The organism is Chryseobacterium oryctis, from assembly GCF_025971925.1.
In the GTDB taxonomy this organism is placed as follows: Bacteria; Bacteroidota; Bacteroidia; order Flavobacteriales; family Weeksellaceae; genus Chryseobacterium; species Chryseobacterium oryctis.
This window is the reverse complement of the sequence record NZ_JAPDHV010000012.1, coordinates 1-15620: the sequence shown is the minus strand read 5'-3', so window position 1 is coordinate 15620 and position 15620 is coordinate 1. Positions and strand designations below refer to the sequence as shown.

The 15620-nt window shown below is 33.7% G+C and carries 15 protein-coding genes; 3 read left to right on the top strand and 12 right to left on the bottom strand.

Annotated features, from left to right (window positions below; genetic code table 11):
- Positions 1–167: 167 nt before the first annotated feature.
- Positions 168–530, bottom strand: coding sequence for an enoyl-CoA hydratase (locus OH806_RS16470; RefSeq protein ID WP_264744775.1), 363 nt, complete (start codon positions 528–530; stop codon positions 168–170).
- Positions 531–540: 10 nt separating this feature from the next.
- Positions 541–1062, bottom strand: a complete 522-nt coding sequence (locus tag OH806_RS16465) for a hypothetical protein (protein WP_264744774.1) — start codon at positions 1060–1062, stop codon at positions 541–543.
- A 19-nt stretch (positions 1063–1081) separates the two neighbouring features.
- Between OH806_RS16465 and OH806_RS16460 the strand changes: the two genes are divergently transcribed.
- A complete protein-coding gene (locus tag OH806_RS16460; RefSeq protein WP_264744773.1) occupies positions 1082–1318 on the top strand; it encodes a hypothetical protein in 237 nt (78 codons plus the stop codon).
- Between the two features lie 904 nt (positions 1319–2222).
- Here OH806_RS16460 and OH806_RS16455 read toward each other — a convergent pair.
- The 3 genes from OH806_RS16455 to OH806_RS16445 form a co-directional block, all read right to left on the bottom strand.
- Entirely contained in the window at positions 2223–3098 is an 876-nt protein-coding gene (locus OH806_RS16455; RefSeq protein WP_264744771.1) for a tyrosine-type recombinase/integrase, read from the bottom strand.
- A 4-nt stretch (positions 3099–3102) separates the two neighbouring features.
- Complete coding sequence (locus OH806_RS16450; protein ID WP_264744770.1) at positions 3103–4026, bottom strand: tyrosine-type recombinase/integrase; 924 nt, start codon at positions 4024–4026, stop codon at positions 3103–3105.
- A gap of 133 nt (positions 4027–4159) precedes the next feature.
- On the bottom strand, positions 4160–6544 hold the full coding sequence (locus OH806_RS16445; protein WP_264744769.1) for a CHC2 zinc finger domain-containing protein: 2385 nt from the start codon (positions 6542–6544) through the stop codon (positions 4160–4162).
- 155 nt (positions 6545–6699) lie between these two features.
- Between OH806_RS16445 and OH806_RS16440 the strand changes: the two genes are divergently transcribed.
- The gene (locus OH806_RS16440; protein WP_264744768.1) at positions 6700–7035 is read left to right on the top strand and encodes a helix-turn-helix domain-containing protein; all 336 of its coding nucleotides are present in this window, start codon (positions 6700–6702) and stop codon (positions 7033–7035) included.
- Positions 7036–7072: 37 nt separating this feature from the next.
- Here OH806_RS16440 and OH806_RS16435 read toward each other — a convergent pair whose 3' ends face one another.
- The 5 genes from OH806_RS16435 to OH806_RS16415 form a co-directional block, all read right to left on the bottom strand.
- Positions 7073–7561 (bottom strand): hypothetical protein, encoded by a 489-nt coding sequence (locus OH806_RS16435; RefSeq protein WP_264744767.1) that lies wholly within the window; start codon positions 7559–7561, stop codon positions 7073–7075.
- Between the two features lie 81 nt (positions 7562–7642).
- The gene (locus OH806_RS16430; protein WP_264744772.1) at positions 7643–8248 is read right to left on the bottom strand and encodes a NucA/NucB deoxyribonuclease domain-containing protein; all 606 of its coding nucleotides are present in this window, start codon (positions 8246–8248) and stop codon (positions 7643–7645) included.
- Positions 8249–9267: 1019 nt separating this feature from the next.
- On the bottom strand, positions 9268–10143 hold the full coding sequence (locus tag OH806_RS16425; RefSeq protein WP_264744771.1) for a tyrosine-type recombinase/integrase: 876 nt from the start codon (positions 10141–10143) through the stop codon (positions 9268–9270).
- Positions 10144–10147: 4 nt separating this feature from the next.
- Complete coding sequence (locus tag OH806_RS16420; RefSeq protein ID WP_264744770.1) at positions 10148–11071, bottom strand: tyrosine-type recombinase/integrase; 924 nt, start codon at positions 11069–11071, stop codon at positions 10148–10150.
- Positions 11072–11204: 133 nt separating this feature from the next.
- A complete protein-coding gene (locus OH806_RS16415; protein WP_264744769.1) occupies positions 11205–13589 on the bottom strand; it encodes a CHC2 zinc finger domain-containing protein in 2385 nt (794 codons plus the stop codon).
- A 155-nt stretch (positions 13590–13744) separates the two neighbouring features.
- On the opposite strand from OH806_RS16415, the gene OH806_RS16410 reads away from it, so the two are divergent.
- Positions 13745–14080, top strand: a complete 336-nt coding sequence (locus tag OH806_RS16410) for a helix-turn-helix domain-containing protein (RefSeq protein WP_264744768.1) — start codon at positions 13745–13747, stop codon at positions 14078–14080.
- 37 nt (positions 14081–14117) lie between these two features.
- On the opposite strand, the gene OH806_RS16405 is transcribed toward OH806_RS16410, so the two are convergent.
- Positions 14118–14606, bottom strand: a complete 489-nt coding sequence (locus OH806_RS16405; protein WP_264744767.1) for a hypothetical protein — start codon at positions 14604–14606, stop codon at positions 14118–14120.
- 81 nt (positions 14607–14687) lie between these two features.
- The coding region (locus OH806_RS16400; RefSeq protein WP_264744766.1) for a NucA/NucB deoxyribonuclease domain-containing protein at positions 14688–15620 on the bottom strand (933 nt) is incomplete at its 5' end.

Sequence of the window (15620 nt, the reverse complement as noted above, 5' to 3'; positions counted from 1 at the left end):
GATACCAAAGCTCATATTTTTGCAACTATCGATGCTTTTATTAAAGCCGCCAAACTTAAAAATATTGCTGCATTATAAAAACAAAAAAAACCACTGCGAGAGCAGTGGTTTTTTATTGTTATCCGCTCAAAGTCGGGAGACTTTGTAAAGCGGGGAGCCCTTCTAAATCAATCAATTGAATTCATACTTGTAAATTCGTTTTCATCAATTTCACGCTCTAAGTATCCAATAACTTCATCCCAATTTTCACTCAGAAAAAACATACCATAATATTTTTCCCCTAATATACTTACAAACCTCAATTTACTATTAGAATAATTTTCCAAACTTAGTATTAAACTACCTATTTCTTGTGATAAACTATCATTGCCATTTCTTGTAGCGGTATATTGTCTAATTTTATATATTCCTATTAAGTTATCTCTATCAAAGTTATCACTGTTGCTGATTTTAATTTTATACTGGTCAATATTACCTAAGAAATTTCTTTCTTTTTTAATTAATTTAAAAATGTCTTCTGATGTTAACATATAGATTACTTTATTTTGATCTTGGTAAAACATATTGAACTTTAGCTCCATATGTAACCCCAGGTACAAGCCATTCAGATTCACCTAATGTAAAAGGATTTGGAATAGCTTGCCCCGTGGTAAATGCTTTAGACATAATAATTCCAGGGATTCCATTTGTGTAAAATGCCTTACCTGTAGCAAAATCTCTTGCAACATTTATATCACTAGTCCAACTAGTCCAAATGCTAAGATTATCTCCTCCAGAGTGTAATTCCATATCTCTATGAGGTCCCCAAGTTGTAGCAACTTGTCTAAACCCTCCAGGTATTGCAATTCCCTGCATTGCTTCAAAGTACATAGAACCTTTGGCTTTTGAAGAAACACCTCTATACAAAGTAATCATTTGCTCAGGTTTGTCAGCCGTCGTTGTAAGGGGCACATCAGTAGCTCCTGTAAGCGGAATATTATAACCTTCTGTATGAGAGCTATCTCCATTTAACATTAAAGGTAATGCCCAAAGTCCTTTACTAAGTACACCTGCTGTAGCCATAGCTTCTTCCAAAGTTAAAGTGGCTTCAGCTGTTGCAACTCCTTCAGGAATTAATGCAAAATTTATTATAGTTGCCGTTACAAGATGTCCAGAAGTCGTACTTTTCTTTCCTCCAAAAAGCTTACTAAAAAAGTTTGTAAGAATTTGTCCTAATCTGATTCCTGTGCTATTTTTAGGAGTAGGGTCACTACTTCCACCAACTACAACGCCTGCTCAACTTTTTCCTCGCGCGAGGACTTCATTTTTCTTCGCGTGAACTTTACTTTTTGAACGCTTCTCTGTTCAGCGGTTCCAAAAATAGGGATTTCAACTGAAGAAAAAAATGGGGTTTTCCCCATTTTTTATTTCAATTGAAAAAAGTATTGATGGATACAGGGAATTTCATGTGTCACACTTTTTTTTGACGCACCTAAATAGCTTTGAGACAAAATTTAAAATATAATAAATATGGATAATTTTGATTAGATTATAAGCTTAATAGGATTGCTAAATTCTCTAATAGGATTGTACAGTAATATTAAAAAGTTGAAAAAATGATTGTCGCTGTAAATGTGGACTTGTGGGAAAAAGTAGCTTTGGATTCAGCGTTGTCTTTTTTCCATAAATCCACATTCTTTTTTATGACAAATATTTCTTGTCGGCGGTGTTGTAAAATGTTAAAATGTGGGTAAAATAGTTATTGGTTTCAGCTTCGGCTTTATCCACATTTTAATATTTTTATTGCTAATCCACCGTGTCATTTCAATCAAAGACGTAAAGAGCGTTGGCGCATTTTTCCTTATTCAGGGCGGTTGAAGCGAGGGCGGAAAAGTCTTTTTTCAGCTCCGGGAAAGATTCGGGGAAGCGGTTGGGAAGCGATGGAAGCGGAGTGGTTTCCACGAAGCGTAGGAAAGCATTTTGCATAATCTCAAATTATAGGCACTGAGGGATTTTGTGCGTAGCGAAGCCCTTCGACTTCGCTCAGGATGGCGGAGTGGAGAACAACGTTTTTGCGTTGGATGTGCGTATAATTTTGATTATGTAATTTGCTGTGGCAATTCAGCTCAGGGAAGTTCGGGCAAGTGCCCGTGAAAATGTCTTTTTCAGCGTTGGCGGGCGGGATATATATTCAAAATGCAGGCGTCGGAGTTTCTTGGCTCTTTTTCCTTTTTACTTGATTCTCACTTTATCGGATGAAAAGTATTGACGGCGTTTTTCAGGATTTCCAATTTGGTTTGTTTGTACTGAATGGTTGTTGAAGCTCTGTTGTGCCCTGCAAAAACCTGAACTATTCTTGTATCATTCTCTTTTCTTAGAAGGTTTGCAATAACACTTTGACGTATTTTTATAGGTTTCAGTTTTTCTTCAGTTTTTCTATTTTCATTAATAATTCGGTTTAAAGCCTTCGGTTTTACTTCTTCCTTTAGCCTCCCTGTAATTAGTTTTTCAGGTTTTCCTGCTTTTAAATATTTAGTTAATTGGGGATAATCTTCTTTAAGATAATTGTAAAATAATAGGATCTGACTGGCTTTTAATTCCAGTGTTCTTGCTTTTTTCCTGTGTTCAGATTTGATGTAAATTTCTGCTTTTTCCAGATTGATATCTTCGGTATTCAGATTACAGATTTCAGCGACTGTTAGGGCTTGATAGACCAATAAACTTACAATGACTTCGTTTCTTTTTTTCAGTTGCCCGTCAGGATCTTCTCTCGTTTTTTTTAGGTAGTTTTCTAAAGTTTCTTCGCTGTATAAAAGATCTACTTTTATTTGTCTGTTGATTTTGTCTTTTAAATAAAGTTCTCTACAGGGATGGTCATTTCTTTGCCCTGTTTCCAATAAATAATTATAATAAATTTTTACCTCTGATAAATAACGTTTAACAGATTCCGGAGTGTAGTTTTCATTCTTCCGAAGGTGTGCAATGAAGTGTAAAATATCTTTATACTGCGCTGTTTTTGCTTTTCGCCCCATGTAATTTAAATATTTTTGGATCATATATACATGGGTTTTATAAGACTTTTTGCTGTATTTTTCCTGTAAATATTCTTCGATTTTCATTCTTTTACATGCTTATATTTTTCAATTGATCTGTATGGATGTGGGTGTAGATTTCTGTGGTTTCAATATGGTCGTGTCCTAAAAAATACTGTATCTGCTCAAGCTTCATTCCGTTTTCTAAAAGGTGTGTTGCAATGGAGTGGCGGAGTGTATGTATTCCAATCTTTCGCAATTGTTGTATTGTAAATTTCTTTCCAAATTCTGTCTCCAGAAGTAATTTTTTTAAAATCCTCACAAAACTATCAGATTGCATTCTTCGATTTTCTATGTTTAAAAATAATGAGTTTTCTGTGCTTTGTGGATTGTATATTTTACTTTGTGTAATAAATTCCTGCAATTCTTCTTTTAATTTTTCAGTGATTGGAATAATTCTCCTTTTATTATTTTTTCCATGTTCTACGATGACTAAATTTTCCTTCAGATTGATATCTTCTTTGTTAATTCTTACCAGTTCTCCGACTCTCAGTCCGCATCCGTACGCAAGATTTAAAATAGTTCTTTCCTGTATATTTTCGGTTACTTCGTAAAGCTCTCTGATTTGTTCCTGGGTAAAAATAATTCTCTCTCTTCTTTGGGTTTCAGCTGAAAAAATAAATGCTGATGCAGGATCTTTTTTGAGTGTTCCGGTTTCAATTAAATAGCTGAAGTATTTTTGGATAATCCTCATTCTTCCCTGTACGCTTTCTGAGGTGATTAATTCTCCGGTGGTAATGTTTATTTTTTGTTGTAAGGTTTTGTAATATTCTGCAATATTTCTGGTCTGTATTTCTTCTAAAGTAAAGATTTTATTTTCTTCTAAATATCTGAAGAATGCTTTTAAATAGAGGCGTTTTTCTTTTATTGTTTCAGGGCTGTAGCCTAAAATTTCTAAATGGATTTTGTAGTTTAAAACTTCCTGCTCATAAACTTTTGTATGGAGTGCTGCCATCTATGATGCTTTTGCTTTTGTAATATTTTGGATTTTTCCGAACGCTAACCAATTTTCCTTTATTTATCGGGTCATACCTGTATTTTAGCGTTCGTTTTGTTTCCGTTTAGTGTTCGGTAGTGTTCACAGGTAATTATTTTTTGTTCTTCTTTAATTCTTCCAGCTGTTTTGTAAAAGCTTCTTTTAAATCTTTTCTAACTCTTTGGATATTATCATTATAAGATATTTTATACTTAAATCCTTTATTGGCAAAACCGATCTGTTTCAGATATTCCAATCTTACCAAATCATTCAGATAAAACTGTAACTGTGTCTTTTTAAATCCTGTAACTTCCATTGCATCGAACCTGCTGAACTGCTCTTCTTTAAAAGACTTTTTCAGCTTCTCAAAAAACTGTCTTAAACTTCCGTCTAATTCATCAATTTTTAGGATAATACTCTCAAACAAAATCTCAACTGCGTTTTCTATGTCTTCAATTTCTGTAACTAAAAAACCGTTTTTTATTTCTCGTTGATATTGATAAACTATCGTAATTTGCTTAATAATCGCTTGGAACATTTCATTTAAACGTCTCTTATTCTTTACATTATTTGGGAGTTGTATTTGTGTAGCATATGGATTGATCACTTCATAATGCTTTAGATTTCTGACAATTTTCTGTATAAAATTAATTGCCTTTTCCTGCTCGTTTCTATCGATTTCTCCGGCATTCCTGCGGTTTTGGTAGGATATTATTTTCTCCGTCTGTTCGTCACTTTCATTGACTGCAACAATAAAACTGCGGTTCATATTATCTTCATACGTTTCACCTTTGGTCGTTGCACTTAAACTGCTGAACTGTCCTTTTACTATTTTATGAGAAGATTTATTATTTCCTTTTTTATCCTTAATAGTTACTGAACTTCTTAATACCTGGTTCGAGATAAATTCTCTTAGTGCATACAAAGCATCTTCTTTTAATCCGTCCAGATCTTCAATGATAATGATCTTTTGGAACAGATCAAATTCACCCCAATTATACAAACTGCTTTCTGTAATTCTTGTAAATCTCAGCACGTCTTCCTGTGGCATCATGTCCGCAATTCTGCTGATAATATGTGTTTTTCCGCTTCCGGAGCTTCCCTGAACAATTCCGTGTAAAGGATTTTTATTTAAATAGCTGATTGTAATTAAAAACAATAATAATCTGCTATTTTCTTCTCCGATAATTCCAGCTTTCTCTATAAGCTGGTTTAAATTCTTCAGAAGATCTTTTTGGCTTAAAAAGTCTGTAACTGTTTTTGGCTGATCGTTATTAGTTTTTAGAGATTCTTCCTTCGTCAGAATGACAGCGTGTTTGTCATTCAATTGCGTGTCGAGGCTCTCGACTTCATCTGAAAAAATAAAAGTCCGGTTGTCTAATAATTCTGTAAAAATATCTTCATTATGAAGTTGCAGCGTTTCATTAACATCTTTACACGGAAGTTCTACTGTAGATATCTGCTTAGAAGGCAGATGCTCTTTTAAATGCTTAGAATATTTTTCTACGGCTTCTTTTCCTGCTTTATCCTGATCAAAACAAAAGATAATTTCTTCCAAATCTTTCAGACTTTTTATAATTTCTAAAATCTCCTCATTCAGCCCATTCGCTCCAAAACAGCTTAACAAACTGTAATTATCTTTTATTTTTTTTATCTGCAATAAACTTGCACAATCTATAATTGCTTCTGTAAGGATTAGTTTTTTGGTTTCAGGATTCGGATAATTTGGATAAATTCCGCAGCGGTTTTTTAAATAAAAATGTTTTCCTTTATCATTATCTAAAATACTTCTCCCATAAATGCTTACGATTTCATTTTCTTTATTTCTTAAAGGAAAGATCAAACATTTATTGGCAAAAACATAATAGGCTTTTTCTTTGGTTCTGTTATTAATAAATCCTTTATCCAATAATAAACCTGCTTCTAAAGATCTCTTTAATAATTCTTCCGTTTTTCTTTCCCCGTGATGGAACTGTCCTGAGTTGTAGCCGATTTCCAAAACAGCGTTATCCAATCCTCTTTTTTCTAAATAATCTCTTGCGGGTTTGGAAGAATTTAAAGCATTTTTAAAATAGGCAAGCATCTTTCCTAAGAATTCAGCTTGCCATTTCGCAGTACCTCCCGCAACATCTATATTGTTCTGATTGTCTTTTAGAAAAAGGACAGACTTTTCCCCTGAAGGATTTGTCTGCCCGGTCTTCGCGGTACCTCTGTCTACACTATATTGACTTTGTGCTTCACTGTTAAGTAGAAAACCTTTCGCTTTATTAATCGCTTCATGTTTCGATATCTTTTCATAATCTTCTATAAACTGTATGGCATCCCCTGTTTTTCCGCACGCATGACATTTATAAAAATTCTTTTCCAGATTCACCTGAAGGCTTGCCGTTTTATCGTCATGCCAATAGCATTTTAGCATATTGTTTTTAGGTTTCAGACCGTAATGATCTAAGATTTCAGATAATGGCAAGCGTTCTTTAATGGTGGAAATTTTCATAAATAAAAAATTTTTGAAAAAAGTTTTTCACTACATATTTGTAGCAAATGTAACATATCTATTTCAATCAACCAAACTTTATATGTTTTTGTTACTACAAATATGTTATGTATATTTGTTTGAAACCTTTACTAACTGTTGTTTTTAATACATTTATGAAGTCTATAACCTTTGGTAAGCGTCTTACAGAAGTAAGAAAAAATAAAAAGATGTCGCAGGACGAAGTGGGCAAACTCGTAGGTGTTCACGGTGCTGTCATCGGAAGATACGAACGTGAGGAAGTAAAACCTTCTATTGAAATGGCTACACAACTGGCGGAAGTTTTAGAGGTTTCTTTGGATTATCTCGTAGGTTCTACAGATATTCTTTTGGAAAAAAATATTGTCTCTAAAATTATTGATATCCAAAAACTAAAAGAGAGCGACAGACAACACGTCTTCGCCCTACTTGATGCTTTCCTTAAACAAACTAAATTACAATCTATAATGTAAAACAAAGCCACCGATTAGGTGGCTTTGGTATTTATTGTTATTTATATTCGTATTGTTTTAAAACCCTACGTTCCATATCATCACTTTTCCATAATTCGATACGGTAATAATCATCATCCGTATCATTAGGTAAATCATAATCCTTAACGCTATCTAAATTGGAAGAATAAATCCGTACTCTATATTTTCCGGGATCAATTTTTAAAGATAATTCTAAATTAGCATTAGGACAATCCTTAATTTGTAATTCTCCGGAAGAAATGTTGATTCCTCCTTCAACGACATGATCATATTTTGTATAATCTATATTTGTATTTGGCTTTTCCAATACTTCAATTTCTCCTTTAATATTACCATAACTTTCAGTTCCAACACCAATAACACCATTTACCATTGCTAATCTGCTATTAAAAGCTTCTTCACTCCAAAAATCTGGTAAACCGGCATTCCCTTTCTCATTATCATCTTTATCTTCTATATAAAATTGACGGTATTGAGTGGAAAATTTAAAATATTGTTTTTTCATTATAGTTTTTTTATTAAGTGAGCACGATATAAATATACTCAAAATAGTTAATGCAATAATTTTTTTCATTTATATAAGTATTTAAGGAATAGGAACAAAACGCATATACATACCAACTCCGATTATAACTCCAGCTCCAAGAACCGCAGGCCACATATTGTAAGGAACGGTTGGGCGTGAAAAATTAGGCGTACTTATAGGGGAAAGTTCCGGCATAGATTGTGGCAAACGTGATAAAGAACGCTGTTTGGCTGTTTCCGGTTCTTGATCTGTAGGAACGGGAATTACCATAAATGCATCACCTGATTTTAACTTTGCATATACATTCCATCTAAGATCTGCTCCTTGATAGGATTGTTCAAGGATAGGAACTGCTGCGATGTTTGCATTTTTCCCTCCTTCAAATGTTGATGCATATGGATATTCATCTAAAGACGTAACGCCTTTCAATCTCATAGTTTCTTTTCCTTTTAAAGCTTCTTTTCTTCTATCACTTTGACGGTCTTTATCAGCATCATAATGTAAAATTTGGGGATATCCTTTCATAAAAGAAGCTAAAGTATGCCTAAAAATGTTTGGGGTTCTCGATTCCATTACAAAGTGAAAGCCTTTAATATTTAAAACGCCTGTAGCTGAAATATTATCCTTAAAAAACTGAAATAACATTTGGGCGTAGATTCCCGTCATTTTTACTCCATCACCGCCATATATCGAATAAATTCCGCCAGCGATACTTCCCCCACCAACTACAACGCCTGCTCAACTTTTTCCTCGCGCGAGGACTTCATTTTTCTTCGCGTGAACTTTACTTTTTGAACGCTTCTCTGTTCAGCGGTTCCAAAAATAGGGATTTCAACTGAAGAAAAAAATGGGGTTTTCCCCATTTTTTATTTCAATTGAAAAAAGTATTGATGGATACAGGGAATTTCATGTGTCACACTTTTTTTTGACGCACCTAAATAGCTTTGAGACAAAATTTAAAATATAATAAATATGGATAATTTTGATTAGATTATAAGCTTAATAGGATTGCTAAATTCTCTAATAGGATTGTACAGTAATATTAAAAAGTTGAAAAAATGATTGTCGCTGTAAATGTGGACTTGTGGGAAAAAGTAGCTTTGGATTCAGCGTTGTCTTTTTTCCATAAATCCACATTCTTTTTTATGACAAATATTTCTTGTCGGCGGTGTTGTAAAATGTTAAAATGTGGGTAAAATAGTTATTGGTTTCAGCTTCGGCTTTATCCACATTTTAATATTTTTATTGCTAATCCACCGTGTCATTTCAATCAAAGACGTAAAGAGCGTTGGCGCATTTTTCCTTATTCAGGGCGGTTGAAGCGAGGGCGGAAAAGTCTTTTTTCAGCTCCGGGAAAGATTCGGGGAAGCGGTTGGGAAGCGATGGAAGCGGAGTGGTTTCCACGAAGCGTAGGAAAGCATTTTGCATAATCTCAAATTATAGGCACTGAGGGATTTTGTGCGTAGCGAAGCCCTTCGACTTCGCTCAGGATGGCGGAGTGGAGAACAACGTTTTTGCGTTGGATGTGCGTATAATTTTGATTATGTAATTTGCTGTGGCAATTCAGCTCAGGGAAGTTCGGGCAAGTGCCCGTGAAAATGTCTTTTTCAGCGTTGGCGGGCGGGATATATATTCAAAATGCAGGCGTCGGAGTTTCTTGGCTCTTTTTCCTTTTTACTTGATTCTCACTTTATCGGATGAAAAGTATTGACGGCGTTTTTCAGGATTTCCAATTTGGTTTGTTTGTACTGAATGGTTGTTGAAGCTCTGTTGTGCCCTGCAAAAACCTGAACTATTCTTGTATCATTCTCTTTTCTTAGAAGGTTTGCAATAACACTTTGACGTATTTTTATAGGTTTCAGTTTTTCTTCAGTTTTTCTATTTTCATTAATAATTCGGTTTAAAGCCTTCGGTTTTACTTCTTCCTTTAGCCTCCCTGTAATTAGTTTTTCAGGTTTTCCTGCTTTTAAATATTTAGTTAATTGGGGATAATCTTCTTTAAGATAATTGTAAAATAATAGGATCTGACTGGCTTTTAATTCCAGTGTTCTTGCTTTTTTCCTGTGTTCAGATTTGATGTAAATTTCTGCTTTTTCCAGATTGATATCTTCGGTATTCAGATTACAGATTTCAGCGACTGTTAGGGCTTGATAGACCAATAAACTTACAATGACTTCGTTTCTTTTTTTCAGTTGCCCGTCAGGATCTTCTCTCGTTTTTTTTAGGTAGTTTTCTAAAGTTTCTTCGCTGTATAAAAGATCTACTTTTATTTGTCTGTTGATTTTGTCTTTTAAATAAAGTTCTCTACAGGGATGGTCATTTCTTTGCCCTGTTTCCAATAAATAATTATAATAAATTTTTACCTCTGATAAATAACGTTTAACAGATTCCGGAGTGTAGTTTTCATTCTTCCGAAGGTGTGCAATGAAGTGTAAAATATCTTTATACTGCGCTGTTTTTGCTTTTCGCCCCATGTAATTTAAATATTTTTGGATCATATATACATGGGTTTTATAAGACTTTTTGCTGTATTTTTCCTGTAAATATTCTTCGATTTTCATTCTTTTACATGCTTATATTTTTCAATTGATCTGTATGGATGTGGGTGTAGATTTCTGTGGTTTCAATATGGTCGTGTCCTAAAAAATACTGTATCTGCTCAAGCTTCATTCCGTTTTCTAAAAGGTGTGTTGCAATGGAGTGGCGGAGTGTATGTATTCCAATCTTTCGCAATTGTTGTATTGTAAATTTCTTTCCAAATTCTGTCTCCAGAAGTAATTTTTTTAAAATCCTCACAAAACTATCAGATTGCATTCTTCGATTTTCTATGTTTAAAAATAATGAGTTTTCTGTGCTTTGTGGATTGTATATTTTACTTTGTGTAATAAATTCCTGCAATTCTTCTTTTAATTTTTCAGTGATTGGAATAATTCTCCTTTTATTATTTTTTCCATGTTCTACGATGACTAAATTTTCCTTCAGATTGATATCTTCTTTGTTAATTCTTACCAGTTCTCCGACTCTCAGTCCGCATCCGTACGCAAGATTTAAAATAGTTCTTTCCTGTATATTTTCGGTTACTTCGTAAAGCTCTCTGATTTGTTCCTGGGTAAAAATAATTCTCTCTCTTCTTTGGGTTTCAGCTGAAAAAATAAATGCTGATGCAGGATCTTTTTTGAGTGTTCCGGTTTCAATTAAATAGCTGAAGTATTTTTGGATAATCCTCATTCTTCCCTGTACGCTTTCTGAGGTGATTAATTCTCCGGTGGTAATGTTTATTTTTTGTTGTAAGGTTTTGTAATATTCTGCAATATTTCTGGTCTGTATTTCTTCTAAAGTAAAGATTTTATTTTCTTCTAAATATCTGAAGAATGCTTTTAAATAGAGGCGTTTTTCTTTTATTGTTTCAGGGCTGTAGCCTAAAATTTCTAAATGGATTTTGTAGTTTAAAACTTCCTGCTCATAAACTTTTGTATGGAGTGCTGCCATCTATGATGCTTTTGCTTTTGTAATATTTTGGATTTTTCCGAACGCTAACCAATTTTCCTTTATTTATCGGGTCATACCTGTATTTTAGCGTTCGTTTTGTTTCCGTTTAGTGTTCGGTAGTGTTCACAGGTAATTATTTTTTGTTCTTCTTTAATTCTTCCAGCTGTTTTGTAAAAGCTTCTTTTAAATCTTTTCTAACTCTTTGGATATTATCATTATAAGATATTTTATACTTAAATCCTTTATTGGCAAAACCGATCTGTTTCAGATATTCCAATCTTACCAAATCATTCAGATAAAACTGTAACTGTGTCTTTTTAAATCCTGTAACTTCCATTGCATCGAACCTGCTGAACTGCTCTTCTTTAAAAGACTTTTTCAGCTTCTCAAAAAACTGTCTTAAACTTCCGTCTAATTCATCAATTTTTAGGATAATACTCTCAAACAAAATCTCAACTGCGTTTTCTATGTCTTCAATTTCTGTAACTAAAAAACCGTTTTTTATTTCTCGTTGATATTGATAAACTATCGTAATTTGCTTAATAATCGCTTGGAACATTTCATTTAAACGTCTCTTATTCTTTACATTATTTGGGAGTTGTATTTGTGTAGCATATGGATTGATCACTTCATAATGCTTTAGATTTCTGACAATTTTCTGTATAAAATTAATTGCCTTTTCCTGCTCGTTTCTATCGATTTCTCCGGCATTCCTGCGGTTTTGGTAGGATATTATTTTCTCCGTCTGTTCGTCACTTTCATTGACTGCAACAATAAAACTGCGGTTCATATTATCTTCATACGTTTCACCTTTGGTCGTTGCACTTAAACTGCTGAACTGTCCTTTTACTATTTTATGAGAAGATTTATTATTTCCTTTTTTATCCTTAATAGTTACTGAACTTCTTAATACCTGGTTCGAGATAAATTCTCTTAGTGCATACAAAGCATCTTCTTTTAATCCGTCCAGATCTTCAATGATAATGATCTTTTGGAACAGATCAAATTCACCCCAATTATACAAACTGCTTTCTGTAATTCTTGTAAATCTCAGCACGTCTTCCTGTGGCATCATGTCCGCAATTCTGCTGATAATATGTGTTTTTCCGCTTCCGGAGCTTCCCTGAACAATTCCGTGTAAAGGATTTTTATTTAAATAGCTGATTGTAATTAAAAACAATAATAATCTGCTATTTTCTTCTCCGATAATTCCAGCTTTCTCTATAAGCTGGTTTAAATTCTTCAGAAGATCTTTTTGGCTTAAAAAGTCTGTAACTGTTTTTGGCTGATCGTTATTAGTTTTTAGAGATTCTTCCTTCGTCAGAATGACAGCGTGTTTGTCATTCAATTGCGTGTCGAGGCTCTCGACTTCATCTGAAAAAATAAAAGTCCGGTTGTCTAATAATTCTGTAAAAATATCTTCATTATGAAGTTGCAGCGTTTCATTAACATCTTTACACGGAAGTTCTACTGTAGATATCTGCTTAGAAGGCAGATGCTCTTTTAAATGCTTAGAATATTTTTCTACGGCTTCTTTTCCTGCTTTATCCTGATCAAAACAAAAGATAATTTCTTCCAAATCTTTCAGACTTTTTATAATTTCTAAAATCTCCTCATTCAGCCCATTCGCTCCAAAACAGCTTAACAAACTGTAATTATCTTTTATTTTTTTTATCTGCAATAAACTTGCACAATCTATAATTGCTTCTGTAAGGATTAGTTTTTTGGTTTCAGGATTCGGATAATTTGGATAAATTCCGCAGCGGTTTTTTAAATAAAAATGTTTTCCTTTATCATTATCTAAAATACTTCTCCCATAAATGCTTACGATTTCATTTTCTTTATTTCTTAAAGGAAAGATCAAACATTTATTGGCAAAAACATAATAGGCTTTTTCTTTGGTTCTGTTATTAATAAATCCTTTATCCAATAATAAACCTGCTTCTAAAGATCTCTTTAATAATTCTTCCGTTTTTCTTTCCCCGTGATGGAACTGTCCTGAGTTGTAGCCGATTTCCAAAACAGCGTTATCCAATCCTCTTTTTTCTAAATAATCTCTTGCGGGTTTGGAAGAATTTAAAGCATTTTTAAAATAGGCAAGCATCTTTCCTAAGAATTCAGCTTGCCATTTCGCAGTACCTCCCGCAACATCTATATTGTTCTGATTGTCTTTTAGAAAAAGGACAGACTTTTCCCCTGAAGGATTTGTCTGCCCGGTCTTCGCGGTACCTCTGTCTACACTATATTGACTTTGTGCTTCACTGTTAAGTAGAAAACCTTTCGCTTTATTAATCGCTTCATGTTTCGATATCTTTTCATAATCTTCTATAAACTGTATGGCATCCCCTGTTTTTCCGCACGCATGACATTTATAAAAATTCTTTTCCAGATTCACCTGAAGGCTTGCCGTTTTATCGTCATGCCAATAGCATTTTAGCATATTGTTTTTAGGTTTCAGACCGTAATGATCTAAGATTTCAGATAATGGCAAGCGTTCTTTAATGGTGGAAATTTTCATAAATAAAAAATTTTTGAAAAAAGTTTTTCACTACATATTTGTAGCAAATGTAACATATCTATTTCAATCAACCAAACTTTATATGTTTTTGTTACTACAAATATGTTATGTATATTTGTTTGAAACCTTTACTAACTGTTGTTTTTAATACATTTATGAAGTCTATAACCTTTGGTAAGCGTCTTACAGAAGTAAGAAAAAATAAAAAGATGTCGCAGGACGAAGTGGGCAAACTCGTAGGTGTTCACGGTGCTGTCATCGGAAGATACGAACGTGAGGAAGTAAAACCTTCTATTGAAATGGCTACACAACTGGCGGAAGTTTTAGAGGTTTCTTTGGATTATCTCGTAGGTTCTACAGATATTCTTTTGGAAAAAAATATTGTCTCTAAAATTATTGATATCCAAAAACTAAAAGAGAGCGACAGACAACACGTCTTCGCCCTACTTGATGCTTTCCTTAAACAAACTAAATTACAATCTATAATGTAAAACAAAGCCACCGATTAGGTGGCTTTGGTATTTATTGTTATTTATATTCGTATTGTTTTAAAACCCTACGTTCCATATCATCACTTTTCCATAATTCGATACGGTAATAATCATCATCCGTATCATTAGGTAAATCATAATCCTTAACGCTATCTAAATTGGAAGAATAAATCCGTACTCTATATTTTCCGGGATCAATTTTTAAAGATAATTCTAAATTAGCATTAGGACAATCCTTAATTTGTAATTCTCCGGAAGAAATGTTGATTCCTCCTTCAACGACATGATCATATTTTGTATAATCTATATTTGTATTTGGCTTTTCCAATACTTCAATTTCTCCTTTAATATTACCATAACTTTCAGTTCCAACACCAATAACACCATTTACCATTGCTAATCTGCTATTAAAAGCTTCTTCACTCCAAAAATCTGGTAAACCGGCATTCCCTTTCTCATTATCATCTTTATCTTCTATATAAAATTGACGGTATTGAGTGGAAAATTTAAAATATTGTTTTTTCATTATAGTTTTTTTATTAAGTGAGCACGATATAAATATACTCAAAATAGTTAATGCAATAATTTTTTTCATTTATATAAGTATTTAAGGAATAGGAACAAAACGCATATACATACCAACTCCGATTATAACTCCAGCTCCAAGAACCGCAGGCCACATATTGTAAGGAACGGTTGGGCGTGAAAAATTAGGCGTACTTATAGGGGAAAGTTCCGGCATAGATTGTGGCAAACGTGATAAAGAACGCTGTTTGGCTGTTTCCGGTTCTTGATCTGTAGGAACGGGAATTACCATAAATGCATCACCTGATTTTAACTTTGCATATACATTCCATCTAAGATCTGCTCCTTGATAGGATTGTTCAAGGATAGGAACTGCTGCGATGTTTGCATTTTTCCCTCCTTCAAATGTTGATGCATATGGATATTCATCTAAAGACGTAACGCCTTTCAATCTCATAGTTTCTTTTCCTTTTAAAGCTTCTTTTCTTCTATCACTTTGACGGTCTTTATCAGCATCATAATGTAAAATTTGGGGATATCCTTTCATAAAAGAAGCTAAAGTATGCCTAAAAATGTTTGGGGTTCTCGATTCCATTACAAAGTGAAAGCCTTTAATATTTAAAACGCCTGTAGCTGAAATATTATCCTTAAAAAACTGAAATAACATTTGGGCGTAGATTCCCGTCATTTTTACTCCATCACCGCCATATATCGAATAAATTCCGCCAGCGATACTTCCCCCACCTCCACCGCCTTCATTTCTATTTTGTCCTACAAAATTTTCCATTCGGCTCATTCCTCTTTCTGTAAAATAGAATGTTTGTCCTGAGGTATCTGTAATATTTCCTGCATCATCAATCCATCTTCCGTCTGGGTCTATCAGTGAGATTGGGTTATTTACCACATAAGCAAATGGAGAAGTAGAGTCATATTTTTCTGCTAATTGGTCAATTCCGTTCCAACGACCTAAGTCAGGCATATATTGTCTCCAACCGTAGTCTAGCATTCCGCAGTC